At 62.1% G+C, this 24,881-nt stretch carries 20 protein-coding genes; 8 read left to right on the forward strand and 12 right to left on the reverse strand.

The features are described from left to right. Positions 1-92 precede the first annotated feature (92 nt). A complete protein-coding gene (locus tag ACJ8J1_RS07190) occupies positions 93-2,282 on the reverse strand; it encodes a TonB-dependent siderophore receptor (protein WP_033643116.1) in 2,190 nt (729 codons plus the stop codon). A gap of 202 nt (positions 2,283-2,484) precedes the next feature. Between ACJ8J1_RS07190 and fes the strand changes: the two genes are divergently transcribed. Genes fes through entS form a run of 4 tightly spaced genes read left to right on the forward strand, consistent with a single transcriptional unit; the run spans position 2,485 to position 13,950 of the window. Continuing rightward, entirely contained in the window at positions 2,485-3,792 is a 1,308-nt protein-coding gene (fes, locus tag ACJ8J1_RS07195; RefSeq protein WP_229597896.1) for an enterochelin esterase, read from the forward strand. A 29-nt stretch (positions 3,793-3,821) separates the two neighbouring features. Beyond that, the gene (locus ACJ8J1_RS07200) at positions 3,822-4,046 is read left to right on the forward strand and encodes an MbtH family protein (protein WP_033643114.1); all 225 of its coding nucleotides are present in this window, start codon (positions 3,822-3,824) and stop codon (positions 4,044-4,046) included. 51 nt (positions 4,047-4,097) lie between these two features. Further along, positions 4,098-12,608, forward strand: a complete 8,511-nt coding sequence (locus tag ACJ8J1_RS07205; protein WP_033643113.1) for a non-ribosomal peptide synthetase — start codon at positions 4,098-4,100, stop codon at positions 12,606-12,608. A 58-nt stretch (positions 12,609-12,666) separates the two neighbouring features. Next, a complete protein-coding gene (entS, locus tag ACJ8J1_RS07210) occupies positions 12,667-13,950 on the forward strand; it encodes an enterobactin transporter EntS (RefSeq protein WP_033643112.1) in 1,284 nt (427 codons plus the stop codon). A gap of 4 nt (positions 13,951-13,954) precedes the next feature. Here entS and ACJ8J1_RS07215 read toward each other — a convergent pair whose 3' ends face one another. Beyond that, positions 13,955-14,314: a winged helix-turn-helix transcriptional regulator gene (locus tag ACJ8J1_RS07215; protein ID WP_033643111.1), complete on the reverse strand. Its 360-nt coding sequence runs from the start codon at positions 14,312-14,314 to the stop codon at positions 13,955-13,957. A gap of 101 nt (positions 14,315-14,415) precedes the next feature. On the opposite strand from ACJ8J1_RS07215, the gene ACJ8J1_RS07220 reads away from it, so the two are divergent. After that, positions 14,416-14,970 (forward strand): NAD(P)H-dependent oxidoreductase, encoded by a 555-nt coding sequence (locus ACJ8J1_RS07220; protein WP_033643110.1) that lies wholly within the window; start codon positions 14,416-14,418, stop codon positions 14,968-14,970. Between the two features lie 37 nt (positions 14,971-15,007). Here the strand turns inward: ACJ8J1_RS07220 and ACJ8J1_RS07225 are convergent, their stop codons facing one another. Further along, positions 15,008-15,784: an NAD(P)H-dependent oxidoreductase gene (locus ACJ8J1_RS07225; protein WP_033643109.1), complete on the reverse strand. Its 777-nt coding sequence runs from the start codon at positions 15,782-15,784 to the stop codon at positions 15,008-15,010. 84 nt (positions 15,785-15,868) lie between these two features. On the opposite strand from ACJ8J1_RS07225, the gene ACJ8J1_RS07230 reads away from it, so the two are divergent. Further along, the gene (locus tag ACJ8J1_RS07230) at positions 15,869-16,762 is read left to right on the forward strand and encodes a LysR family transcriptional regulator (RefSeq protein WP_033643108.1); all 894 of its coding nucleotides are present in this window, start codon (positions 15,869-15,871) and stop codon (positions 16,760-16,762) included. Between the two features lie 13 nt (positions 16,763-16,775). On the opposite strand, the gene ACJ8J1_RS07235 is transcribed toward ACJ8J1_RS07230, so the two are convergent. The 6 genes from ACJ8J1_RS07235 to ACJ8J1_RS07260 form a co-directional block, all read right to left on the reverse strand. Beyond that, positions 16,776-17,255 (reverse strand): GNAT family N-acetyltransferase, encoded by a 480-nt coding sequence (locus tag ACJ8J1_RS07235; protein ID WP_033643107.1) that lies wholly within the window; start codon positions 17,253-17,255, stop codon positions 16,776-16,778. A gap of 110 nt (positions 17,256-17,365) precedes the next feature. Then, on the reverse strand, positions 17,366-17,527 hold the full coding sequence (locus tag ACJ8J1_RS07240) for a hypothetical protein (RefSeq protein WP_162997437.1): 162 nt from the start codon (positions 17,525-17,527) through the stop codon (positions 17,366-17,368). A 141-nt stretch (positions 17,528-17,668) separates the two neighbouring features. Next, positions 17,669-19,735: a TonB-dependent copper receptor gene (locus ACJ8J1_RS07245; protein ID WP_033643106.1), complete on the reverse strand. Its 2,067-nt coding sequence runs from the start codon at positions 19,733-19,735 to the stop codon at positions 17,669-17,671. Positions 19,736-19,960: 225 nt separating this feature from the next. Next, positions 19,961-20,368 carry a DUF2946 domain-containing protein gene (locus ACJ8J1_RS07250; protein WP_071991645.1) on the reverse strand — a complete coding sequence of 136 codons (408 nt, stop codon included), beginning with the start codon at positions 20,366-20,368 and terminating at the stop codon, positions 19,961-19,963. Between the two features lie 338 nt (positions 20,369-20,706). Next, complete coding sequence (locus tag ACJ8J1_RS07255; protein WP_033643105.1) at positions 20,707-22,008, reverse strand: PQQ-dependent sugar dehydrogenase; 1,302 nt, start codon at positions 22,006-22,008, stop codon at positions 20,707-20,709. Positions 22,009-22,018: 10 nt separating this feature from the next. Continuing rightward, positions 22,019-22,444 (reverse strand): DUF2231 domain-containing protein, encoded by a 426-nt coding sequence (locus ACJ8J1_RS07260; protein ID WP_033643104.1) that lies wholly within the window; start codon positions 22,442-22,444, stop codon positions 22,019-22,021. 168 nt (positions 22,445-22,612) lie between these two features. On the opposite strand from ACJ8J1_RS07260, the gene ACJ8J1_RS07265 reads away from it, so the two are divergent. After that, positions 22,613-23,071, forward strand: coding sequence for a YbaK/EbsC family protein (locus tag ACJ8J1_RS07265; protein ID WP_033643103.1), 459 nt, complete (start codon positions 22,613-22,615; stop codon positions 23,069-23,071). A gap of 80 nt (positions 23,072-23,151) precedes the next feature. Here ACJ8J1_RS07265 and ACJ8J1_RS07270 read toward each other — a convergent pair whose 3' ends face one another. Beyond that, a complete protein-coding gene (locus tag ACJ8J1_RS07270; protein ID WP_033643102.1) occupies positions 23,152-23,529 on the reverse strand; it encodes a VOC family protein in 378 nt (125 codons plus the stop codon). 24 nt (positions 23,530-23,553) lie between these two features. On the opposite strand from ACJ8J1_RS07270, the gene ACJ8J1_RS07275 reads away from it, so the two are divergent. Then, entirely contained in the window at positions 23,554-23,769 is a 216-nt protein-coding gene (locus ACJ8J1_RS07275) for a hypothetical protein (RefSeq protein ID WP_033643101.1), read from the forward strand. Between the two features lie 240 nt (positions 23,770-24,009). Here the strand turns inward: ACJ8J1_RS07275 and ACJ8J1_RS07280 are convergent, their stop codons facing one another. Beyond that, a complete protein-coding gene (locus ACJ8J1_RS07280; RefSeq protein WP_103681786.1) occupies positions 24,010-24,399 on the reverse strand; it encodes a hypothetical protein in 390 nt (129 codons plus the stop codon). 6 nt (positions 24,400-24,405) lie between these two features. Next, positions 24,406-24,786 (reverse strand): nuclear transport factor 2 family protein, encoded by a 381-nt coding sequence (locus tag ACJ8J1_RS07285; RefSeq protein WP_033643099.1) that lies wholly within the window; start codon positions 24,784-24,786, stop codon positions 24,406-24,408. Between the last annotated feature and the right edge of the window lie 95 nt (positions 24,787-24,881).

Raw genomic sequence — 24,881 nt, forward strand, 5'->3', positions numbered from 1 at the left:
GTGCATCTCACATTTATCGACCGAAATACGTCACCAATACCTTCAGAAAAAAGCTAACTGACAAGCATTACGGCGCTGGCCGCCCCTTTTCGTTACCAGCGGTAGTTCACCGAAGCGATGACGCTGCGGCCGCTGCCGTAGAAGCAGGCGTACTCGCCGCTGCAGGATGAAACGTATTTCTTGTCCGTCAGGTTCTGCACGTTGAGCTGCAGCGCCGCACCGCGCAGCGCCGGCGAGGCCTGGCCGAGATCATATTTCACCATGGCGTCGTACAGCGTGTAGTGCGGCACATCGTACTGGCCGGTGGCGTCGGCCGGCGCATCGCCGATGTAACGCACGCCGCTGCCGACGGTCAGGCCGTTGAGCGCGCCGCTCAGGAAGCTGTAGCTGCCCCAGGCGGACGCCGCGTGGCGCGGAATGCCCGCCGGGCTGTGGCCGATTTCGTCCGCCGAGTTGGAGTCTTTGGTCACCACGTCGGTGTAGGTGTAGGCGGCGATCAGCTTGATCTCCGGCGTCGGCTGAGCGTGCACTTCCGCCTCAATCCCTTTGGATTTCACCTCACCGATCTGCTCGTAGGCGGAGGTGAGGCGGTTATAGGACGCCACATTGCGCTGGGTGATGTCGAACCAGGAAAGGGTCAGCAGGGTGTTGCCGCCCGGGATCTGGTACTTCACGCCCACCTCGGTTTGTTTGCCGGTGGTCGGCTTGAGCGGGTCGGCGCCCGGCGCGCTCGGGTACAGGTTAGGATCGAACGAGGTGCTGTAGCTGACGTACGGCGAAATGCCGTTGTCGAAGGCGTAGAGCAGGCCCGCACGGCCGGTGAACTGGGCATCATTGTAGGTCTGCTCTTTGCCGCCGCTGGTGCGATCGCGGGTGTTGACCTGCGACCAGTCCTGACGGCCGGACAGCAGCAGGTTCCAGTTATTCCACGCCAGCTGGTCCTGCAGATACACCCCGACCTGATTCAGCGTCTTCAAATCGCTGGAAGCCAGCGCCAGCGTGCTGCCATCAATGCTGGGGCGAACCGGGTTGGCCCAGTCGATCGGGTAATCGTTGCCGCGATCGCGATACATCTTCGAATCGATATGGCTGTAGCGGTAATCCAATCCGCCCAGCACCGTGTGCTTCACCTCGCCGGTGTCGAACAGGCCCTTCAGCTGGTTATCCACGCCAAACTCGTTGGTCATCTGCGTTTCATGTTGCGCCATGCGGGTGACGGTGTGGTCGTTGACCTTCGAGTTTACGTTATAAACCAGATATTTATAGTCCTCATCACGGTGGGTGAAACGCAGGTTCTGGGTAAACGACAGCGCATCGCTGAAGTTGTGCTCGAGGCTGTAGCCGATCGACGCCTGCTCGCGCCGCGACTTGTTGAAGCTGGGTTCGCTGATGTTGAAGTCATAGGGCACATAGCCCGCGCTGGTCGGGAACAGCGTGCCGGCGCGCGGCAGGAAGTTGCGCGATCCGGCTTTCGGATCGTTCTGGTAGCTGGTCAGCAGCGTAAAACTGGTGTCTTCGTTCGGCAGCCAGGTGAAGGCCGGGGCGATGGCCACCCGTTGCTGCTTGCTGTCTTTGACAAACTCATGTTCGGTTCTGGCGATACCGTTCAGGCGATAGAACAGGGTGTTGTCGTCGTTGAGTTTGCCGCCGAAGTCGAACGCCGTTTCCGCCAGATGACGGTTGCCGGTGCTGAATTTAACTTCGTGAATGCTCTGGGCAGTAGGGCGTTTGCTGGTCATCACCACCACGCCGCCGGGGCTGACCTGGCCGTAAAGCACGCCGGCCGGGCCGTGCACCATTTCCACACGCTCCAGCAACCAGGGATCGATCTGCCCGGCGCCGCCGTTTTGGCTAGAGAGGCCAAAGTGCAGGCCGTCGAGCAGCTTGGGCGCGTAGCGGAAGCCGCGGCTGATCACTTCGTCATTGCGGTTGGAATTGCCGCGATAGGTGGTGACCACCCCGCTGGTGTAGTTCAAGGCGTCGGCGACCGACGCCGGTTCCTGGTCGTTCATTTGCTCGCGCGTCACCACCGAGATGGACTGCGGGGTTTTGCTCAGCGGGGCGGCGGTTTTGGTGCCGGCGGCGCTCTCTTTGGCGACGATCCCTTTGACGGGCGCGGTCACGCTGCTCTGCGCGTCGGCGGTCACCACCATCGTCTCGTCCGCCGCGGCAAAAGCGTTTTGCGCGAAGGGCAGTAGCGCCAGCGTCGCCCCCAGCAACAGCCGGTTGGCGGACATCGCCTCTGTGCTATCGTTTTCTATCCCTTTGTTTCTAATATTCATTATCTCTCCTGCATGCCTACTTTTGTGTGTAATGCCACCCTGATAAACCCCGCAATGCCGATGAATACGCTTTCCCTCGTCGACGCGGAGACGTCGCGTTTGCACGACGGCAAAAATCCGACAAATAGTATTGAAAATGATAATGAGTATCAATACGATTGTCAGGTTTTGTAAAAGTCACGCACGTTATGTAAGGGGCGCTATGGAGTTTTTGCCGGAAAAGAGGCCAGAACACGGCCATGAGGGATTGGCGGCGCACTGGCTGCGTGAGGCGGCGGCGGGGCAACCCGCATGGTGGCAGAAGGTTGCCGCTCATGGCACGCCTGTCGTCGACGCGCACGATGAACAGCACGTCAGAATGACCTGGCTATGGCGCGATCCTGCCGGCGACGAGCGGCTCTCGCCGATATGCCGGGTCTATGCCGATATCAACGGCATTACCGACCATCACAGCACGTCCCCCAGCAGCCTGAAAAGGCTCCCCGGCACCGACGTTTGGTACGGCGCGGCCGTTGTCGATCGCCGCTGGCGCGGCAGTTACAGCCTGATCCCGATTACGGCGCGAGATCTTCCTCCCGTCTTTAGCGACGACGAAACGTTGCGCGATCGCCAGCAGCGCGCCTGGTGGGTATCGCTGTTCCCGTTGGCGATCGCCGATCCGCTGAATCGCACCTCGCTGGGGCCGGCTTATCGCCCGCGCGCCGTTTCCCTGGCTCAGGGGCCCGACGCGGACGACCAAAGCGCCTGGCAGGCCGCCGATCGGCCGTTGGATGAAGCGCGGCTACAGCTTTTTCACTGGCACAGCGCACGGCTGGGCACCCGGCGGCGCGTGTGGCTGTATGCCGCCGGCGAGGCGGCGGACAACGCGAACCGCCCGCTGGTGCTGCTGCTCGACGGCCAGAACTGGATCGAAAGGCACGCATTGCTGCCGGTGATTGAGAACGAGACCGCAAAAGGGCATCTGCCGCCCGCGTGCTGGCTGCTGATCGATGCGATCGATGGCGAACACCGGGAAAAAGAGCTGCCTTGCAACGCCGCCTTTTGGCAGGCGGTGATCGACGAACTGCTGCCGCAGGCGCAGCGGCGCGAACCGTTCAGCGAAGAGGGGGCGCGCACCGTGGTCGCCGGCCAGAGCTACGGCGGGCTGGCGGCGTTATACGCCGGCCTGCACTGGCCCGAGCGCTTCGGCCATGTGCTGAGCCAGTCCGGCTCCTTCTGGTGGCCCACGGTGCAATTCGTTACCCAGTTCGAAAAACGCCACGAGTTGGAGGAAGGCTGGTTGATACGCCAGGTTCGGCAGCGCGGCGCGACCGCGCCGACGCTCACCGTGATTCAGCAAGCCGGCGATCGGGAGGCGGACATCGAATTCGTCAATCGCCAGATGCACCAGGCGCTGACGGCGGCCGGGCATCGTGCCGACTACCGCGTGTATTCCGGCGGGCATGACGCGCTCTGCTGGCGCGGCGGTCTGGTGGACGGCGTGCGCCGGCTGCTTTCCGCAATGAAGTAATTCCACATTTTGACAGACAGGTAAGGCAAATGACTCAGGAACAACAAAACCCGTTCGATGACGAAAGTCTCCGTTTCTCCGTGTTGGTCAACGCGCAACAGCAGTACTCGCTGTGGCCGCAGTTTGCCGATACGCCGCCGGGATGGCGCGTGTTGATGGGGCCGGCGTCGCGCGGTGAATGTATCGACTATATCGAAGCGCACTGGCAGGACATGCGGCCGGCGTCGTTGAAAGCGGCGGATGCGCCGCGTTAATCGCCGCACAGCCACATCGCTACATTCCGTTTGAGGAAAAGGACAGACACCATGTCAGAAACGCTTTCTTTGCCGGATACTCAGGTCGAGTATCGGGATTATCCGCTGGTTGCGGCGCAACCGGGGATCTGGATTGCCGACCAAATCGCGCTGCGGCGCAACAGCTTTGCCGTGGCGCACTACACCGAACTGCACGGCGATATCGATCGTTCGGCGCTGGAGCGCGCGATTCGCCAGGGGCTGGCGGAGGCGGATACGGTTCAGGCGCGCTTCTTTGAGGCGCAGGACGGCCAGCCGGTGCAACGTTTACCGCTGAACGCGGATCCCGCGCGGGTGCTGGCGCCGGAGTGGTTTGACTTCAGCGCGCGGCCAGACGCCGAACAGGCGGCGCTGGCGCTGATGCACGACGATCTGGCGCAGGATCTGCCCGCGGACGGCGAGCGCCCGCTCTATCGCCATGCGGTGATCCGCATCAGCGCCGATCGCTGGTTCTGGTACCAGCGCTTTCATCATCTGACCCTGGACGGCTTCAGCTTCGAGGCCATCACCCGCCGGATCGCCGATATCTACCGCGCGCTGCGCCACGGGCTGTCGCCGGCGGCCTCGCCGTTTACCCCGTTCGGCAAGGTGGTGGAAGAGTTTCAGCAATGGCAAACGTCGCCCGCACGCCAGCGGGCGGCCGAATTCTGGCGGCAGCATCTGCGCGATCTGCCGTCGCCGCTGTCATTGGCGACGGAAAACCGCGAGGTCGAACCGGGCGCTCGGCCGCTCAAACAGGCGCTGGTGCTGCCGGAGTCGCTGTTTGACGAAGCGCTGCGCGATGCGGCGCTGCAGTCGTTGCAACCGGCCGATATCGTCACGGCGGCACTGGCGATGTATCTGGCGCGCATGAGCGGCGAAACCCGGCTCTCCATCGGTTTTCCTTTCATGCGCCGCATGGGCTCGCAGGCGCTGGCGGCGATCGGCCCGGTGGTTAACGTGCTGCCGCTGCTGCTGAACGTGACGCCGGAGATGTCGCTGGCGGACGTCTGCCAGGCCACCGCGGCGGAAATCAAACAGGTGCGGCGCCATCAGCGCTATGAGGCGGAGCAGATCAAACGCGATCTCGGCCTGGTCGGCGGCCATCAGGAGCTGTACGGCCCGGTGGTCAACGTCAAGGTTTACCACAGCGCCTTGTCCTTCGACGGTCAAGCGGCCGTTACCCATACGCTGGCGATGGGGCCGGTCGACGACCTCGAGTTTGAGATCGGTTTTCGAAGCGGCGTGCTGACGCTGTCGTTGGTGGCCAACCCGGCCAAATACGCGCCGCGCACCTTGCAAGGCCATGCGGAGCGCATTGGCCATTGGTTGCAGCAACTGGCGCGGCGGCCGCATCAGCCGAACGGTCAACTGGCGCTGGTCAGCGAAGGGGAGCTGCGCCAACTCGCGGCCTGGGGGCGCGGCGCTGAGCTGACGCCGCCGGCGGGCATGGTGTCGATCATGGACGCTTTCCAGCGTCAGGTTGAGCGACAGCCCGAGGCGTTGGCGGTGACCTGCGGCGATGTGCGCCTCAGCTACCGTCAACTCAGTGAACGGGTGATGCAACTGGGGCGCGTGCTGATCGAAAGCGGCATCGGCGCCGAAGACGTGGTCGCCATCGGCATTCCGCGCTCGGTGGACACGCTGGTCGCGCTGTTTGGCGTGTTGGCCAGCGGCGCGGCATATATGCCGCTCGATCTGGATTATCCGCGTGAACGTCTGGCGCTGATGTGCGACGACGCGCGGCCGGTGATGCTGCTGACCCACAGCGACACGCGGGCCAACATGCCGGATCTGCCGCAGATCATGTGCCTCGATGAGGCGCAATGCCGGGCGCGCTGCGCGGCCGCCGAGGCCGCGCCGATATCGGACGAAGAGCGGCGCGCGCCGCTGAACGAGGCGCATCTGGCCTACATGATTTACACCTCCGGTTCGACCGGCAAACCCAAAGGCGTGATGTCCACGCACCGCGGGCTGCTGAACCTGTTCTTGTCGCATCAGGCCTCTCTATTCGGCCCGGCGATTGAAAAATTCCAGGCTCGCCGCGGGCGGCGTCTGCGCGCCGGGCATACCGCTTCGTTCTCTTTCGACTCCTCCTGGGAGCCGCTGTTCTGCATGATGATGGGCAGCGAACTGGTTATCTTCGATGAAGAGCTGCGCCGCGACCCCTGGGCGTTGCTCGAACAGACCCAACAGACCCCGATCGATCTGCTGGATATCACGCCGTCGTTCCTCTCGCAGTTGGTGGATTGCGGCCTGCTGAAGGGACAGTTTCCGCTGCCGGCGTTTGTGATGATCGGCGGCGAGGCGGCGACACCGACGCTGTGGAACCTGATGCGGCAGCATCCGGAAGTCGAGATCCATAACTATTACGGCCCGTCCGAATACACCGTCGATACCCTCGGCGCGCCGGTCACGGCCGCAGACCAGCCGGTGATCGGGCGCCCCCTGGCCAATACCGAAGTCTGGCTGCTCGACAGTCGCCTGCAGCCGGTGCCGATCGGCGCGGCGGGGGAACTGTACATTTCAGGCAAGGGCATCGCGCGCGGTTACCTGCGCCGCCCGGATCTGACGGCGGCGCGCTTTGTCGCCAATCCGTTCGCCGACGGCGAGGTGATGTACCGCAGCGGCGATCTGATGCGTTGGAGCGCGGACGGCCAGCTGGTGTTCATTGGCCGTACCGATCACCAAATCAAGGTGCGCGGCTTCCGCGTCGAGCTGGGTGAAGTGGAGAGCGCGCTGGCTGCCTTGCCGGACGTGGGGCGGGCGGTGGTGATCGCCGAGCCGATCGGCGCTACCTATCGCCTGATCGGTTACTGCTCGGTGCAGGATGACGCGCGGCGCGCCTCACCCGCGCTGCAGAGCGAGCTGCTGGCGCAGTTGGCGCAGCGTCTGCCGGATTACATGGTGCCGGCGATCCTGGTGGTGATGCCGGAGCTGCCGCTTAACGTTAACGGCAAGATTGACCGTCAGGCGCTGCCCAAACCGCAGGAGACGCTGGCGCAAAGCCTGCGCGAGCCGGCCACCGAGCAGGAAAGGCTGATTTGCCGCGCCATGGCGCAGCTGTTGGGGATGGAGCGCGTCGGTGCCGACGACGATTTCTTCGCGCTCGGCGGCGACAGCATCTCGGCGATGGGGCTGGGCACCGCCCTGCGGCGCAACGGGTATCTGCTGCGGCCGCGTGAGATCTTCGCGCTGCACACCCCCGCGCGCATGGCGCAGGCGATGCAGCCGCTGGCCGTTGGATCTCAGGCCGCGCGCAGCGTGCAGCAAGGCCCGATCGACGGGCTGCCGATCCTGCACTGGTTTGCCGAGACGGGCGACATGCATCGTCTCTTCGCGCACGGCGTTTTCCTGCGCGTGCCTGCCGAATTGCAACCGGCACAGCTGCGTTATGCGTTGGAACAGCTGCGTACGGCACACCCGGCGCTGGGCGCGCGGATCCGCGACGGCCAGTTGGTGGTTGAAACCGCCGCCGCCGGTGAATTGATGCAGCGTCATCCCGTATCCGGCGATCTGGAAACCGCGGCGGAACAGGCGTTTGATGCCGCGCTGGCGCGCCTCAATCCGGCCGAGGGCAGCATGATGCAGGCCATCTTGTTACAGCGTGACGGGCAGAGCCTCGGGCTGGTGCTGGCGATCCACCACCTGGTGGTTGACGGCGTTTCCTGGCGCATCCTGCTCGACGAACTGCGGCAAGCGGCCGACAGCGCCATGCAGGGGCAGCCGATCGCGCTGCCGCCGGAGGAAACCTCGCTCTATGAGTGGTCCGCGCGTTTACGGGCCGACGCCAAACGCCGGGAAACCGAGCTGCCGTTCTGGCGGCAGATGCTGGCGGACGGCGTGCCGCGCTTGGGGCGCCGCGCGCTGGATCCGCAGACCGATCGTCTCGCTTCGGTGAGCGAACGGCGCACGCTGCTCGACAGCCGGCTGACCGCCGCGCTGCTGGGCGCCTTGCCGCAGGGATACCGCGCTCAGGTCGAAGAGATCATGCTGTGCGCGCTGGCGCTGGCCTGCCGGCGTCATTTCCAGGCCGCTTCGCTGCGCTTTTCGCTGGAGTCGCACGGCCGCGCCGAACTGGACGATAGCCTCGATCTGGCGCGCACCGTCGGCTGGCTGACGGCGGAGTACCCGCTGTGCATCGAACTGCATGACGCCGAACACCACGAGGCCGTGCGCGCGGTGAAACGGGTGACGCGCGCGGTGGCCGATCGCGGCATCGGCTATGGTCAACTGCGCTATTTACATCCGCAGCGTGACGAACTGGCCGCGCTGGCGCAGCGCAATGCGCCGGAGATTTTGTTCAACTACCTCGGGCGCTTCGGCCAGGATGAGGGACACTGGACGCCGCAGCGCAGCCGGACCCGTTTCCGCGACGCCTTCGCAGTGGCGCAGGATACGCAGCAGGCGCTGTGTTACGGGCTGGAAGTGAACATCTTTGTCGAAGAGCGGCGCGACGGCGCGTGTCTGGCGATCAACTGGAGCTGGCTGGAGGCCATCTTCAGCGCGAGCGACATCGAGGCGCTGCATAGGGGCATCGAGCAGGCCGTGCGTGCGCTGTGCGAGTTTGCTGAACGGCATCCCGAACGCGCAGCGGCAACGTTGACGGCGGCCGAGATCGCCCAACCGAACGTCGACGATGAAACGCTGCGCGCCTGGGAGCGGGAGTATGGGCCGTTGGCCGATGCGCTACCGCTGTTGCCCTTGCAGCACGGCTTGCTGTTCCATGCCCAGACGGCGCAGCAGGGCGGCAGTTATAACTCGCTGACGCGCCTGAGCCTCTGCGGCGAACTGGACGCGCCACGGCTCCAGCAGGCGCTGGATGCGGTGATCCGCCGCCATCCGCAGCTGGCCGCCCGGTTCAACCGCGAGGGCGAACCGCTGCAGCTGATACCGCAGGAAAGCCATTGGCCGCTGGACAGCCTCAGGCTGCCGCCGCTGTCCGCCGAACAAGAAATGCAGGCGCTGAATGAGCTGGAGCAGAAAGAGCTGCAGCGCGATCTGTTTAACCAGCCGGGCGCGATGCTGCATGCGCTGTGGGTCAAACACGGCGAGAGCGAACGCTGCACGCTGTTCCTCAATGCCCACCACCTGATCGTCGATGGCTGGTCGACGCCGGTGGTGCTCAACGATCTGATGCTCGCATTGCGTGAAGGGATAACGGCGTTGCCGCCGCTGCGTTCGAACTATACCGATATCGTGCGCCGCCTGGCCGCGCGGGATGCCGACGCCTCGCGCCGCATCTGGCGCGAGACGCTGCAGGACGTGCGGCCAACGCTGCTGTTTGGCGAGGCTCAGGACGACCGCGTGTTTGAGCGGGAAATGACGCTGCCGCCGGCGGAGGAACAGCGTTTGCTGACCCTGTGCCGCGAACGCGGGCTGACGCTCAATACCGTGATGCAGGGTATCTGGGCGCTGCAGCTGGCCGGCTGTTGCGGCCATCAGGACGTGGTGTTCGGCTCGCCGGTTTCCGGGCGGTTTGGCCAGATCGACGGCGTGGAAGAGCACGTTGGCCTGTTCAGCAACACGCTGCCGGTACGCGTACGGCTGGAAAACGGCCGGCCGTTGACGGAACAGCTGACCGCTCTGCAACACCGGCAGATTGAACTGCTGGAGCACGACGATTTGGGATTGGGTGAGATCCAGCACCTGGCCGGCGCGGGCACGCTGTTCGATACGCTGTTGGTGGTGGAGAACTACCCGGACAACGATGCCTTGCTCGGCGGCACAGGTTCCCTGCGCTGCGACGCCATCCGCAACAAAGGCTATACCCACTATCCGCTGACGTTGCTGGTGCTGCTCGGCGAGCGTCTGCGTCTGCTGATGGAGTACCGTGACTCGGTGCCGCAGCCTGAACGCTTCGCCGCGCGGCTGATGGCGCTGCTGCAACAATGGATTGCGCAACCGGATCTGCCGTTGCCGCGCTGGCAATTGCAAACCCCGCAGGAACAGGCGTTGATCGCGGCGGTCAACCGCACCGCACAGGCGGTAGCGGACACCACCTTGCATCAGGCGATCGCCGATCAAGCTCGGCGCACGCCGGAACGCATCGCGTTGCAGGATGCCGGGCACACCCTCAGCTACCGTGACATGCAGCGCCAGGCCGCGCTGTTGGCCGAACAGCTGACGGCGGCGGGCATTCAGCCGGGCGATATCGTCGCGGTGGCGTTGCCGCGTTCCGTGCGCCTCAGCCTGGCGCTGACGGCGATTGTGCAAACCGGCGCCGCCTGGCTGCCGCTGGATACCGGTTACCCGGATGAGCGTCTGGCCTACATGGTGGCAGACGCCAAGCCACGGCTGATTATCACCGAGAGCGCCTTGGATGCCCGTTTTGCCGCGCTGGCGCCGACGTTGCGGTTCGATGCGCTGGACGACAGCGGGCGCGAACCGATGCAGCGCGCACCGGCGGGGAACGGCGATTATCCCGCCTACGTCCTGTATACCTCGGGCTCTACCGGGCGGCCGAAAGGGGTGGTGGTGAACCACCGGGCGATCGTCAACCGTCTGTTCTGGATGCAGCATGAGTATTCGCTCGATGCGCAGGACGTGGTATTGCAGAAAACGCCGTGCAGCTTCGACGTTTCCGTCTGGGAGTTCTTCTGGCCGCTGATGGTCGGCGCGCGCCTGGTGATGGCGCCGCCGGAGGCGCACCGCGATCCGCAGGCGCTGACGACGTTGATCGACGACTATGGCGTAACCACGCTGCATTTCGTTCCGTCCATGTTGGCTATCTGGGTTGAGGCGCTGAACGAACGTGCGCCGCAGCGCGCCGCCGCCAGCCTGAAACGCGTGTTCTGCAGCGGTGAGGCGTTGTCGTGTGAACTGGCATCCCGCTACCAGGCGTTGGTCGCCGCGCCGCTGCATAACCTGTATGGCCCGACGGAGGCGGCGGTTGATGTCACCTATCAACCGGCGTCCGGCGAGGCATTGGCGGCGGTGAGCGGCGCCGGCGTGCCGATCGGCAAACCGGTCTGGAACACCCAACTGAGCATTCTCGACGCCATGCTGCGGCCGGTGCCCGTCGGCTGCGCCGGCGATCTCTACCTGCGCGGCATTCAGCTGGCCGACGGCTATCTGCATCGGCCGGGATTGACGGCGCAGCGGTTTGTCGCCGATCCCGCCGGCAACGGGGCGCGCATGTATCGCACCGGCGATATCGCCCGCTGGCTGGAAGACGGCAGCGTCGAGTATTTGGGGCGCAGCGACGATCAGCTGAAGATCCGCGGCCAGCGCATCGAACTGGGCGAAATCGAACAGGCGCTGCTGGCGCAGCCGGGAGTAGCGCAGGCGGCGGTGCACGCCATCGAACTGGGTGAGGGCGCGACGGGGCTGGGCGGCGCCGATATGCGGCAGTTGGTCGCCTGGCTGATCGCCCAGCCGGGCGTGACGCTGGATACCGCCGTCCTGCATCAGGCGCTGGAGGCGCGTTTGCCGGCGCACATGATGCCGGTCAGCTATGTCATGACCGACAGCTTCCCGCTCAGCGCCAGCGGCAAGCTGGATCGCAAAGCGTTGCCTCGGCCGCAGCTGAGCCCGCAGAGCGGCCGCGTGCCGCACAGCGACAGCGAGCGCCTGCTGGCGGCGCTGTTCAGCGAACTGCTGGGGCGCGAGACGGTGTATGCCGACGACGACTTCTTCGCGTTGGGCGGCCACTCGCTGCTGGCGATGCGCCTGGCGGCGGAGCTGCGTCGGCGCGTCACCCGGCCGTTGAGCGTCGGGCAGATCATGTTCGCCCGCAGTCTGGAGAAAATGGCGCACCTGCTCGATGATGCGCAGGCCGCCGGCTCGGCCGAGAGCCGCGGCGTCGGCGAGTGCCTGCAGCTGCGGGCGGGCCAAGGCCCGGCGCTGTTCTGTCTGCACCCGGCTTCCGGTTTCGCCTGGCAGTACTCGGGGCTGAGCCGTTATCTGCCGGGGAGCTACCCGATCATCGGCCTGCAGTCGCCAAGGCCGGATGGTGCCATCGCCACCTGCGAGGACATTGAGCAGATGGTCGATCGTCATCTCGCCACTCTGCGCCGCCTGCAGCCGCAGGGGCCTTATTACCTGCTGGGCTATTCGCTCGGCGGCACGCTGGCGCACTCGATGGCCGCGCGTTTGCAGCAGCAGGGCGAAGAGGTGGCGTTCCTCGGCATGCTGGATACCTATCCGCCGGAAGGCCAGGACTGGACCGGCCCCAGCGAGGAAGAGGCGCAGAAGGAGGTGGCGCAGGAACAGGCCGAGTTTATGGCGGAAGATCATGGCGATCCGGCGCTGATGGCGGAGAAGGCGGCGATGTTCGACAGCATCGTCGCCAACTACCGCGACGCGGTGCGCCTTCTGTCTCAGGCGCGCAGTCAGCGTTTCCACGGCACGGCGACGCTGTTCGTCGCCGACCGGACGCTGCCGCCGGAGATGGACATCAACGCCGTGTGGGCGCCGTATCTGGATGGGCTGATCTGTCATCACCAAAGCTGCGAGCACGCGGACATTCTGTCGCCGGCCTCGCTGGAGACGCTCGGGCCGCTGTTGCATTCGCTGCTGACGCGGCAATACGGATTGGTATAACGCAACCGGGCCGGGGCGTGCGTCCCGGCCCGCACTAAAACATGATATGCAGGACACTATGGCCAGACCTTCTTTTTTTCTTGATTTCAGTTTGCTGAGAAGCAATGCGCATTTCCGCGCGATTTTCTGCGCCCGCATGCTGTCGGTGTTTTCCCTCGGCATGCTGGCGGTGGGGGTGCCGATTCAGATCCAGGCGATGACCGGCTCCACGTTGCAGGTGGGCGTGGCGGTGGCGCTGGACGGCGTGGGCATGTTTATCGGCCTGATGCTGGGCGGGGTACTCGCCGATCGCTACGATCGCCGTAAGCTGATCCTGTTTGCGCGCGGCACCTGCGGGCTGGGCTTTGTCGCCCTGAGTCTGAACGCCTTCGCCCCGGCGCCTTCGCTATGGGCGCTCTACCTGCTGGCGGCCTGGGACGGGTTCTTCGGCGCGCTGGGCATGACGGCGCTGATGGCGGTGATCCCGCTGCTGGTCGGGCGTGAAAACCTGGCGGCGGCGGGGGCCTTGAGCATGGTGACGGTGCGCATCGGCGCGATCCTGGCGCCGGCGCTGGGCGGGATTATCATCGTGTTCGGCGGCGTCGGTCTCGCCTTCGCCGTCGCGGCGGCAGGGACGCTGGGCACCCTTGTGCCGCTGGTGCGCTTGCCGACGCTGCTGCCGCAGCAGCAGGAGCCGGAACACCCACTGCGCGCGCTCGCCAGCGGCTTCCAGTTTGTCTGGCGCAATAAGGTGGTCGGCTCGGTGGTGTTGCTGGGGATGTTGATGAGCATCGTCGGCGCCGTCAGGGTACTGTTTCCGGCGCTGGCGCAGGACGCTTACCACGTCGGCGCGTCCTCTATTGGCCTGATGTACTCCGCAGTGCCGCTCGGTGCGATGCTGGGTGCGCTAACCAGCGGCTGGGTGGGGCGTTTCCCTCGCCCTGGGGTGCTGATCCTGATCGCCGCTATCGTCGCGTTCACCGCCATCGCGTCACTGGGGCTGTTCAGCCATCTGGCGCCGGCGCTGCTGGCGCTGGTGTGTTACGGCTACGCCAATGCCATCGCCTCGCTCTTGCAGTTCATGCTGATCCAGAGCAATACGCCGGATCATCTGCTGGGGCGGGTGAACAGCCTCGGCACCGCGCAGGACGTGACCGGCGATTCGATCGGCGCGCTGGGGCTCGGTGTACTGGGCAGGGTGTTCACCCCATTGATGAGCGTGCTGTCGTTTGGCGCATTCGCCGCAGTGCTCGGCGTGCTGGTGGCCTTCAGCGTGCGCACGCTGCGCCAGTGCCGGCCGGCGGACGCGTTGGTCGAGCACGATGAGCCGGCTCCGGCAACCTCAGCGGCGGCGGACAACTAACCCCTCACGGCGCCGGCTGTTCCGGCCGGTGCCGCTCCCCCCAGTCGCACATCATGTCGATCACCGGGATCAGCGAACGCCCGCGCTCGGACAGGCTGTACTCCACCTTGGGCGGGATCTGCGGATACTCCTTTCTCACCACCAGACGGTCTTTTTCCAGCTCTTTCAACGTCGAGCTCAGCGTCTTATACGAAATGGTGCCGATGCAGCGCTGCAGTTCGTTGAAGCGCAATACCGGCTTATACAACGCCAGCCAGTAGAGAATAATCATTTTGTATTTACCGTTGATCACCGACAGGGTGTAGCCATAACCGGTGTCTTCAAGGCTGATGCCCGTAGGGCTGCAGTGGGATTCGGCGGTCATTTACACTTTCTCCAGGGTAAGTATGTGTCGTGAGTGTGCGTATTTTACATTCTGTCAGCATACCCTAAGATGCGTCGAAACACCTGACTGGAGAGATCAGTATGAAAACGTTGGTGGTAGTGACACATCCCGATATGGCGAACTCGGTGGTCAACAAACGTTGGCTGGAGGAACTGCGGCGCTATCCGGCGCTGTATACCGTGCACGAACTGCATCAGGCCTATCCGGACTGGCAGATCGACGTCGCCAAAGAACAGCAGTTGATTGAAGCGCATGACAACATCGTGCTGCAGTTCCCGATTTACTGGTTCAGCAGCCCGCCGCTGCTGAAAAAATGGCTGGACGACGTGCTCACCTACGGCTGGGCCTACGGTTCTCGCAGTGGCTATAAGATGCAGAACAAGAAACTGGCGCTGGCGGTCACGGCGGGCGTGCGCGCAGAAGATTACGCGCGTGAAGGGCGTTATCGCTACTCGCTGGAGGAGATCTTCCGGCCGTTTGAAGTGACCGCCGATTATGTGCGGGCCGACTATGCTTCGTTCTTTGCCTTTTACGGCAAGGAAGCCGCTTCGGACGGGACGGCAGAGCAGGTTCAGCAACACGAGTTGGACAGCAGCGCGCAGGGCTATCGGGCATTTCTCGCCGCCCTGAATTAAGGGCACGCCCCGGATGCGCCCGGGCGTGCGCATCCGGCTACTCGATGTGAACGCCGAAACCGTCTTGCCCCGGCGCGAGATGCGCTTTCAGCGTCAGCTGCGGGATCAGATAGTCACCGGCGTTCTGCCGCCGGAAGCGGATTGGCTCGGCGTTCCACAGATTATCCAGCCGCTGCCCGAGCTGCTCGCACAGGGCGGCAAAGCGTGCCTCATCGGTTTTGCCGGCGCGGTAGGTGACGAACGGCGGCAGCACCTCGAACCCTGGGTAGTGCAGCATGCCGTGCTGGATCGGGAACAGGATATCGTCGATCGGCCCGTTGATGCCGCGCGGGGCGTAATGGGACTCCCAGCCGCCGGCGGTGACGATCAGCATCGCCCGTTTGCCCGCCAGCGTCCCCTCGCCGTAACGGTCACCCCAATGGGTGTCGGAATGCTCACCGACGCCGTAGGCAAAACCATAGGCATAGACACGCTCGAACCAGCCTTTGAGGATCGCCGGCATCGAGAACCACCACAGCGGAAACTGCAGCAGCACCACGTCCGCCCAGCGCAATTTTTGCTGCTCCCGTTCGATATCGGCGCTCTGCACGCCGTTAGCAAACGCGCGCTGCGAATCCAGCGAAGGATCGAAACGGGGCCCTGATGCGCCTTCCAGGCTGTCGTCGGCGTCAAGCGCCGCTTTCCACTTCATGGCGTACAGATCGGACACCTGTACCTGATGGCCGGCCTGCGCCAGGCGATCAACGGCGAAGTTTTTCAGTGAGCCGGTCAGCGACAGCGGCTCCGGGTGGGCGTAAACAATCAGCACATTCATAACAGCTCTCCTTGGTGTGAGAGCTGCAGGTTAGGGCGTTAGTCGGTATATTAGAAATGAATTACCGTTATCCCAGGTATAACCATGAATAATTTAAGGCGGCTGGATCTCAACCTGCTGGTGACGCTCGACGCGCTGCTGGCGGAGCACAACGTCACGCGCGCGGCGCAGCGGCTCAATTTCTCCCAGCCGGCGGTCAGCGTGCACCTCGCCAAACTGCGGGCGATCTTTGACGATCCGCTGCTGTTGCCCGGCCCGCGCGGCATGCGCCCGACCGCCAGAGCGGAGCAGCTGCGGGAACCGTTACGTCAGGCATTGGCGGCGCTCGAGTTGGCGGTGACGCCGGCGACGCCGTTCGATCCCGCCGTGGCGACCGATACCTGGCGCGTGGCCGCCTTCGACTACGGCGAATCCACCATCGTGCTGCCGGCGCTGAACGGTTTGCGCACGGCGGCGCCGGGCACCCGGCTGGCGGTGCTGGAAATCCCGCCGTCACGCATCGCCAAACGGGCGGAACAGGGGGAGATCGATCTGGCGTTTCACACCCGCGAAGGGGCGCCGCCCGGTCTGCGTCAGCGCACGCTGTTCAGTGAACGCTATGTGCTGGTGGGCCGGGTCGGCCACCCCAAGCTGCATGCCAGGCTGACGCCGGCGCAATTTTGCCAATTGGAGCAGGTGATGGTCTCGCCGGACGGCGGCGGGTTCTATGGCATGACCGACAGGGCGTTGGCGGACGTGGGGCTGACGCGGCGGGTGGTGCTTTCCGTGCCACATTTTCTGTTCGTTATCTCGGTGCTGACGCAGTCCGATTTGGTGGCGATGCTGCCGGAGCGGCTGGTGCGCAACCAGCCTTTATTACAACGGCTCGAGCCGCCGCTGGCGGTGCCGGGCTTTGAAATGACCATGCTGTGGCACGAACGATCGCACCGGGATCCCGCTCACCGGTGGCTGCGCGAACATATCGTGCGTTCAGTGTGAGCGGGTTGGCGGGTTAAAGGGAGAAGCGTTTTTTGACTCTGTCGATCGGCGTGCCATCGCTGAGCGGCACCTGCGGCAAACGGTCGTAATCGCGAAAGCCCATTTTGTGATAGTAGGCGAGGCCACCGACGTTATCCGCCCGAATGGTGGCGTTGATGTGCTTGAAACCGTGCGACTTCGCCGCCGCTAATGTGGCAGGGAACAACGCACTGCCGACGCCGCGCACCTTCGGCGACAGGCGGGAGAAGGTGGCAATATCTGCGGTATCGGGCGGCAGGGCATCATCTGCGCTCAGCGCCTGGAAGCCCACCAACAGCCCATCCACCTCCGCGACCTGGCAGCTCAGCGCATTGCTGCCGCTGATGAACCATTCGCTGAATTCGGCGGGGGTGAGGGGCGTTTCTATCGCCGTCGTGCCGCCGGCGCCGATCACGTCATTCAATAACTGCGTCAGGGCTTCAGCGTCTTGCGGGGTTACCGTTCTGATCTTCATTGCGTTGCTATCTCCTATGATGAATCGGCTGGAACCATCGAAAGAAGATAGACGCAGGCGTCCGATAATGAAATATCAGAACGTGCCGGACCAAAAGACAGTGAGAGGAATTACATGAACAGGAAGCGGTCGGCCAGCGGAACCCCACGTTCGAGGCGCGGCGGCAACGCGTCGTCGCGATCGTCAGGCCGAGCAGCCTGCGGCGCGGCGTCTTCGGCTTTTTCAATCATCAGCTCGCCGAGCAGGGCCAGAAAACGAGTGAGCTTTTGCATATTCCCTCCGGATCCTTGATTACATTGAGAGTGATACTAATCGCCGCTCAACCGAATGGGAAAAACTTAAAACTCATATCCTAAGAACCGGATCGCATATCGCCTGACCGGGCGACGGTTGCCCATCGCCCGGTGTACGGTTTAGAAGGTGACGTTAACCTTGGCCCACAGGGTGCGGCCCGGCTCATTCACCGCGCTGTTGGCCGAATACCCGAAGGCGCTGTTGCCCGCCAGGTTGAGGTGTTCGCTGTAGGTCTTGTTCAGGATGTTATCCAGACCGGCGCTCAGCTTGACGTTTTTATTCACCTTGTAGGCGGCGTTAGCGGAAAGCACGCCGAAGCCGGCGCTTTCGGCAAAGTCTTTGCCTACCACGTTGCCTTCGTTGATCGCCACGCGGTGTTGGCTGCTGACCAAACGCCACAGGCCGGTGCCGCTCCAGTCGCCGTACTCATAGGTGAGCCCCAGACGCGCCTCCAGCGGCGGGATCTGCGGCAGCGGCCGGCCGTCGCTGGTGTTTTTGCCCCAGGAGTAGGCCAGGCTGGCGTCGGTTTTCCAGTGCTCGCTCAGTTGATAACCCATGCCCATTTCGCCGCCCATGATGTTGGCGTTGACGTTATCGGCCTGGCTGAGACGCGCATTGTGCGGATCGTATTTGAACAGGATGAAATCATCGACGCGGCCCACATAAGCGGAGACCCAACCGTTGAAGCGCTTGCCGTTGTATTGCGCGCCGATGTCGAGCTGCGTGGTTTTCTCGCTCTTGACGTTGGAGAACGGATCCTTGCTGCCGTTCGGGCCTAGCTTCGGCGAGAACAGCTCCCAGTAATCCGGGAAGCGTTCGGTATAACCGACGCCGGCATACAGCATCAGCGGTAGCTCGGCCAGCGTATGCTCCAGGCGCATAAAGCCGCTCGGCAGGGTATCTGAACGTTCCACATCGCGGCCGCTGCGGAAGTTCTCCACCAGGGTGCGATCGAGACGCGCGCCGCCGATCAGCTTATCCTGATCGCTGGTGGACCACGTCAGCTCACCGAAGGCGCCGTAGCTGTTGAACTGGGCGTCTTTTTCCCAGCTACCGCGGCTCATGCTGCGGTGGGTATTGGTCTGCGTGTCCAGGCCGCTTTCAAGCTTCACGTCCTGCCACTGCCAGGTGCCCATCACGCGGCCGCCGACGGTGCGGCGATCGAGCTGCATCGTCATGCCGGAAGACATCATGTGCCCGCCGTGGCCCCCCATGTTCATGCCGCCATGCCCACCATGGCCGCCCATGCCGCCGCTGCCCGGCGAGCGCAGGGTCACGTTGTCCATCACGTGGTTGGCGTAGTTGTAGTAGACCTGCGCTTCCAACTTATCCAGCACCTCGCCGATGTTGGATTTCTCCACCCGCATGCCCAGGCTTTCGCGTTTGAACTGCGAACCGTCCATGCTGCGGCCGGCATAGCGCGCTTCGCCGTTGCCGCGCCCCATCGTCACTTCCAGCAGCGTGTCGGCATCCGGCGTCCAGCCGAGCGCCAGATCGCCGTTCCATTTGTCCCAGCGCGATGGCACGCGCGTATTCGTTCCGTCCTGGTAATCGTTGGCGCGCGACTTGTTGGCCATCACCCGCAGGTAACCTTGTTCGGCGCCGAGGCTGGCGTCGATATTCTCGTCCCAGCGGCCATTGGAGCCGGTCAGCACGCTGGCGTTGCCCTTGATGCCCGGCTTGTCGAAGCGCGGACGTTCACGTTCGAAACGCACCGTGCCCGCCGACGAACCCGGCCCCCACAGCACCGTCTGCGGCCCTTTGGTGATGGTCAGCAGATCGAAGCTTTCCGGCGAGATGTAAGAGGTGGGCGCATCCATTCTCGATGGGCAGGCGCCGAGCATCTCCGAACCGTCAGTGAGAATTTTCAGCCGCGAACCGAACATGCCGCGAAATACCGGATCGCCGTTGGTGCCGCCGTTGCGGATCTGCGAAAAACCGGGAATGGTTTTCAGATAGTCCGAACCGTCGCTGGCGGGCACCGGCTGACGCGGGGTTTTCGGTGATGTCACGATGGTCAGCGGAGAGTAGAGCGGCGCTGTGACGGTGATCACGTCGCCATCATTAACCTGTGCGTCGGTAGGGTGCTGATGCGCCTGCGCCGCGTGGCCGGCCAGCAGGAACAGCGGCATGGCGGTGGTGATGGCGCGGGTAACGGCGTTCTTTTTATAAGTCGGTTTAAACATCATCTTTCCTTAAGCTAACTCTTTTCCGTTCTTGGCCGTGGGATTATTCAGGCGTGGGGCGGCCTGGCGAAAATCACCATCGGAAAATACGGGGGTTAATTCCATCAACGTGGAAATAACCGGATTAATAATGTCGTCTCGATGATTAACCGTTGGGCGAATTAATTCCGCCGGGTTGAAGCGATCAACGGCAATACAGAGAGCGGCAATGGGCTTATTGTTAAATCAGAGGAAAGAGACGGGGGGCGCGCGCGGCTGTAATTCGGTATGAACGACGTGGGCAAACAGGGGAACGAGATAATGAGTCGGCGGCGGGCGCGAGGCCAGAGATTGAGACCAGAACAGCGGGGCGTGGCTCACGTCCAGCAGCGGCGCGTGCAGCAACAGCACGCAGTAGCCGCAGGCGCTGTCGTCCATCATCATCGCCATGTTGTGGTGGCCGCCGCCGTGCTGCATCATCGGCGATGCGGCCTTTTCCGGCGCGGCCGGCGGCGAATGCATATCATGATGCATCGGCTTCGGCATCGCCATGCCGCAGTCCGCCATGACGGTCGTTTCAGCACTTCCGGCGCGCGCATGCTCCAGGGATCGCGAGACCACCGGCGCAATGAACAACATCAGAATGGCGAACATCCCTAACCAGGCGGCGGCCCGGTTACGTGATGCAGGGGGCTGAATTAACGACACAATCAACCTAAAAAAGGGTTAACACAGGGGAGGGAATTGTACTGGTTTATGTCGAAATGTTAAAACCTTTTATTTCTGATCAACGATCTGTTGATGAATATATTATCGAATGAGCGCTTTAATTCTGACCGACGGCTATTATTTTTGCGCCAATAACGTGACGGGGATAATATTAATGACGAAAAAACTGGCGAGAACGATTATTCCGCTTTATGACGATCTGGCTGGCGCTGAGGAGTGAGTGACAATGTCACGGGCGAGTTCACCGGAACCCGCCCGTAACCTTACTTCGCGCTGACGCGCCAGACAGTGTTGCCGACGTCATCCGCAACCAGCAAAGCGCCGGTCTTATCGACAGCCAGCCCCACAGGGGCGCCATAGAGTTCCTTCTCATCATCGGAGACAAAGCCTGTCACCACGGCCTTGAGCTTGCCAACCGGTTTGCCTTGTTCAAACGCCACATAGCTGACCCGATAGCCGTTCAGCGGCGAGCGATCCCAACTGCCGTGCTCGCTGATAAAAGCGCCGCCGCGATAGTCGGCCGGCAGAGCGCTCGCGGTGTAGAACAGCAGCCCCAGCGGCGCGACGTGCGAGCTGAGCGCGTAATCCGGCTTGATGGCTTTCGCCACCAGGTCCGGCCGCGGCGGCTGTACCCGTCGATCGACGTGCTGGCCGAAATAGCTGTAAGGCCAGCCGTAGAAACCGCCGTCTTGCACCGAGGTCAGGTAATCCGGCACCAGATCGGCGCCGATTTCGTCACGCTCGTTGACAATCGCCCACAGCTTGCCGCTTTGCGGCTCCCACTGCAGCCCGGTCGGGTTGCGCAGGCCGCTGGCGAAGATGCGGCTGGCGCCGGAGGCGGTGTCCACTTCTAGCACGGCGGCGCGCCGGTACTCTACGGCCAGGCCGTTTTCGGTGATGTTACTGTTGGAACCGATGCCGACATACAGCTTTTTCCCATCCGGGCTGGCCAGCAGGGCCTTGGTCCAGTGATGGTTGATGGTGTCCGGCAAATCGGCCAGTTCTTTGCCCGGATCGCTGATGCGCGTTTCGCCAGGCTGATAGGCGTACTGCATGATATTGCCGGTATTGGCCACGAACAGCGTATTGCCAATCAGCTGGACTCCGAACGGGGAATCGAGCCCCTCGAGGAACACGTGCTTTTCCCAGTTGCCGCCGGCGGTCGGGCGCAGCAGGGTGATGCGATTGCCCCCTTTGCCGCCTTTACCGGATTGGCCTTTCACCAGGCCGGCGATCAGCTGCTTGGGCGTGCTCACCGCTTCCGTGCCCGGCCCGTTGGCCTCCACGACCAACACGTCGCCATTGGGCAGCGTGAGCAACTGACGCGGATGAAGCAAATCGTCTGCCACCTTATCGATTTTCAAGCCTTCCGCCACTTTCGGCGTCTGATCTTGTTGCCAGCCAACGCCCTTAGGCACCTGCATCGGCGGCATCAGAAAGTCTTGCGCCGCCGGCAACGTCGGATCCGGGCCCATTTGTTGCTCTGGCGAAATGACGGCGCTGTTATCGCAGCCGGCCAAGGCCAAAACGGCGGAAAGGGTGAGCGCCAGAGATGAGAGCTTCATGAAAACCTCCTTATTTTGCGCGGGCGCCAAGGGCCAGCAGAATATTCGCCAGGCTGAGCAGCGCGACCACGATCGCAGACAGCACCAGGCCTTGGGGCACCACGGCATACGCATCCCGGCTATGCACGAAAGCGTTGATAATGGCGAGAACGATGGCCAGCAAATTCAGCCAGAAATGGAGTTTGACCGACGCTCCCCGCAGCCGAGCGCTGCCGAACCATACCTGTACCAGGTTAATCAGGCGGGGAATGATGGCAAAAATCAGGCCGATGGCAATTAGCCAACTTGCGCCATTGACCCACTGAATATTAGCGGTACAGGCATAAATGATGTCGAAAATCAGCGCCGCGGTGAAAAATCCGTAAGGTATCGGGTTGAGCCATTCATAGACGGCCACTGCGGCCGCTGAGGGCCTTGCTGTCGTTTGCGTGGTCATGCAGGCATCTCCATGAAAAATGATGGGTAAAAAGGCCATTGGCCCCTTAAAGCTTTGTTCAGATCCAGCGATTTGAACAATTTTGATTCTCATTTTTAGCATGCGATGTTAAAACCGAAACCATCACTTCGGCATTATCAATGGCTTAGCAATATCAGGAGGCAGGGCATGAGCATAGAACGCGTTCAGCGTTTTCTGGCCGAGCACGCACCGGAGACGACGGTGACGGTGCTGGCAAAGAACACCGCAACGGTGGCGCTGGCGGCAGAAGCCTTTGGCGTGGAGAGCGGGCAGATCGCCAAGACGCTTTCGTTTCGCGTTAACGGCGATGTGGTGCTGCTGGTGATGGCGGGAACTGCCAGAATCGACAACAAGAAGTACAAGCAATTCTTCGGCGTGAAGGCGCGTATGCTGCCGGCGGAAGAGGTTGAAGCATTAACCGGCTATCCGCCCGGCGGCGTTTGTCCCTTTGCCGCACCGGAGGCGGTGAGGATCTACTGCGATCATAGCCTGCGCGTTTTCGATGAAGTGCTTCCGGCAGGCGGCAGCGATAACTCTGGCGTGAGAATTGCGCCACAGCGGCTGGCCGGCATCACGGGAGCGGAGTGGATTGACGTGACGGGGTAACTAATAGTGACGCCGTCACAATACGTTATGTTAAATACAGAGTCTTTTCTCTGTATAATTATTTGTTTTTAAATGGAAAACTAGGCTATCGCATTGTGGCAAACCGCCTCGATATTATGACCATCCGGACCAATGACAAACGCCGCATAGTAGTGGGCATGATAATTGGGGCGTAAACCGGGCGCGCCATTGTCTTTGCCGCCGGCGCTTAACGCGGCGTGATAGAACGCATCGACCTGTTCACGGCTGCTTGCGGTAAATGCCAGGTGCAGATGCGCCGGTTTTTCATCGGTCTGAAACAGGCATAATGACACGTTACCCCGATCGGGACACAGCTCAACGCCATAATCGGGTTCACCTTCGGCAACGATCTTTACGCCCAGCGGCGCCAGCGCATTAAGGAAAAACGCTTTGCTCAGAGCAAAGTCGCTGACGCCAAATTTCACATGGTCAAACATGGGGATGTCCTGGAGTGTGGAAGAATGTTCCCATTCAGTATAGCCAACGCCATGAAGGCCACCGGAAACGGTGAAGACGAACGCCAGTACGCATTTGGCAGGCAGAAGTTGTTCATTTTTATGGCGCGTTTTGGTGAAATCTGCAGTATCGCAGTAGCCATGTTTTATCAGATTTCACGTAGCGCGATCAAAAAGGCGGGGGGATTTCGCCTCAATATCCCCAGAGATGTATCGCTATAAGCATGCCCGGTCATCATTAATGGCAGAACGCATTTATCTATGATCCTCAGTGGGTGGAACGTGATAAAGCTGAAACTTCGCGAGATACTGGCTGGCGTGTTAACGGCAGTCCATCACATCGGCAGAGTTGGCTGGCGGCCAAACCAACGATTGATAATTTTGCTGGGCGGTTAAGCGGCGTTGGAACGCCAGGTACCGAAATCCTGGGAAGCGGCAAGCGCATGCCTCACATGCATGCATTTACTGCAGGAAGTGAACAGGCGACAGGCATTGGGTGTTCAGAGATTTTTGCGCAAACATCATAGTGTCGCTCAGCAATAAGCGGCAATGGCAATGAAGCCTGCAGCGAAAACTCGACGGCTTAAGACCAGCTGAAAAACGAATTCGTTCAACGGCATGAGCAACGGGCGTTGAAATGGTTGGCCACAGGAGAAAACCCATGATCAAGCCAGGACGCCAGAATCCACGTATAACCACATGGGTGCGCATAATGTATATTATGTTAAATTGCATTATTGGATACGCACCGCCGTTAGCCTGGCCGTCCTTTCTCACCTCACCTTCAAGCCTTATCAGGCTGCTAACCTTTTTTATGTTTAAGCCCATCATCAGCCCGTTCAGTTTCAGCACCTCAGTTTAATCCTCGGTCGGTGTGCCCTGATGAAACCGCATCTGCCAACCGGCCTTTTCCGTCAGCATCCAAATCGACGACCGTTCTGTGCAACGAATGGCGTTGCCCTGCGCGTTGCGTTGAAAACTCTTATACGTCAGCAACACGGCGCCTTCACTGATTTTCGCCAGCGTAAAACCTTCGGCAACAATCTGCGGATGCTCAGTTTCCATTTCCAGCGCCGCAACGGTCTGGCGTTTGTCATAACGCAGACCTGAGCGAGCAATCTCTTCAAAGTCTTCATGCAGCAATGCCGCGACGCGCTGCGGATCGCGGCGCACCGATGGCTGATGCAGTTCAACCTCAAGCGTCTGGATTTGGCTAAACAACTTTGCAGAATGCGTCAAAATGCCCTCCTTTTTGATCGCGCTACGTGAAATCTGGCAAACTTCGGCAGTCAATCTACACCAGAATGACACTCGTGAAACCTGACTTTGCCATG

Origin of the sequence: Serratia sp. CY37869, from assembly GCF_052168895.1 — a bacterium.
Classification (GTDB): Bacteria; Pseudomonadota; Gammaproteobacteria; order Enterobacterales; family Enterobacteriaceae; genus Serratia; species Serratia ureilytica.

Bases quoted from the DNA above. Each gene is read 5' to 3' on its own strand.
- ACJ8J1_RS07190 (WP_033643116.1), bottom strand. From the start codon at position 2,282: ATGAATATTAGAAACAAAGGGATAGAAAACGATAGCACAGAGGCGATG.
- fes (WP_229597896.1), top strand. From the start codon at position 2,485: ATGGAGTTTTTGCCGGAAAAGAGGCCAGAACACGGCCATGAGGGATTG.
- ACJ8J1_RS07200 (WP_033643114.1), top strand. From the start codon at position 3,822: ATGACTCAGGAACAACAAAACCCGTTCGATGACGAAAGTCTCCGTTTC.
- ACJ8J1_RS07205 (WP_033643113.1), top strand. From the start codon at position 4,098: ATGTCAGAAACGCTTTCTTTGCCGGATACTCAGGTCGAGTATCGGGAT.
- entS (WP_033643112.1), top strand. From the start codon at position 12,667: ATGGCCAGACCTTCTTTTTTTCTTGATTTCAGTTTGCTGAGAAGCAAT.
- ACJ8J1_RS07215 (WP_033643111.1), bottom strand. From the start codon at position 14,314: ATGACCGCCGAATCCCACTGCAGCCCTACGGGCATCAGCCTTGAAGAC.
- ACJ8J1_RS07220 (WP_033643110.1), top strand. From the start codon at position 14,416: ATGAAAACGTTGGTGGTAGTGACACATCCCGATATGGCGAACTCGGTG.
- ACJ8J1_RS07225 (WP_033643109.1), bottom strand. From the start codon at position 15,784: ATGAATGTGCTGATTGTTTACGCCCACCCGGAGCCGCTGTCGCTGACC.
- ACJ8J1_RS07230 (WP_033643108.1), top strand. From the start codon at position 15,869: ATGAATAATTTAAGGCGGCTGGATCTCAACCTGCTGGTGACGCTCGAC.
- ACJ8J1_RS07235 (WP_033643107.1), bottom strand. From the start codon at position 17,255: ATGAAGATCAGAACGGTAACCCCGCAAGACGCTGAAGCCCTGACGCAG.
- ACJ8J1_RS07240 (WP_162997437.1), bottom strand. From the start codon at position 17,527: ATGCAAAAGCTCACTCGTTTTCTGGCCCTGCTCGGCGAGCTGATGATT.
- ACJ8J1_RS07245 (WP_033643106.1), bottom strand. From the start codon at position 19,735: ATGTTTAAACCGACTTATAAAAAGAACGCCGTTACCCGCGCCATCACC.
- ACJ8J1_RS07250 (WP_071991645.1), bottom strand. From the start codon at position 20,368: ATGTTCGCCATTCTGATGTTGTTCATTGCGCCGGTGGTCTCGCGATCC.
- ACJ8J1_RS07255 (WP_033643105.1), bottom strand. From the start codon at position 22,008: ATGAAGCTCTCATCTCTGGCGCTCACCCTTTCCGCCGTTTTGGCCTTG.
- ACJ8J1_RS07260 (WP_033643104.1), bottom strand. From the start codon at position 22,444: ATGACCACGCAAACGACAGCAAGGCCCTCAGCGGCCGCAGTGGCCGTC.
- ACJ8J1_RS07265 (WP_033643103.1), top strand. From the start codon at position 22,613: ATGAGCATAGAACGCGTTCAGCGTTTTCTGGCCGAGCACGCACCGGAG.
- ACJ8J1_RS07270 (WP_033643102.1), bottom strand. From the start codon at position 23,529: ATGTTTGACCATGTGAAATTTGGCGTCAGCGACTTTGCTCTGAGCAAA.
- ACJ8J1_RS07275 (WP_033643101.1), top strand. From the start codon at position 23,554: ATGTTCCCATTCAGTATAGCCAACGCCATGAAGGCCACCGGAAACGGT.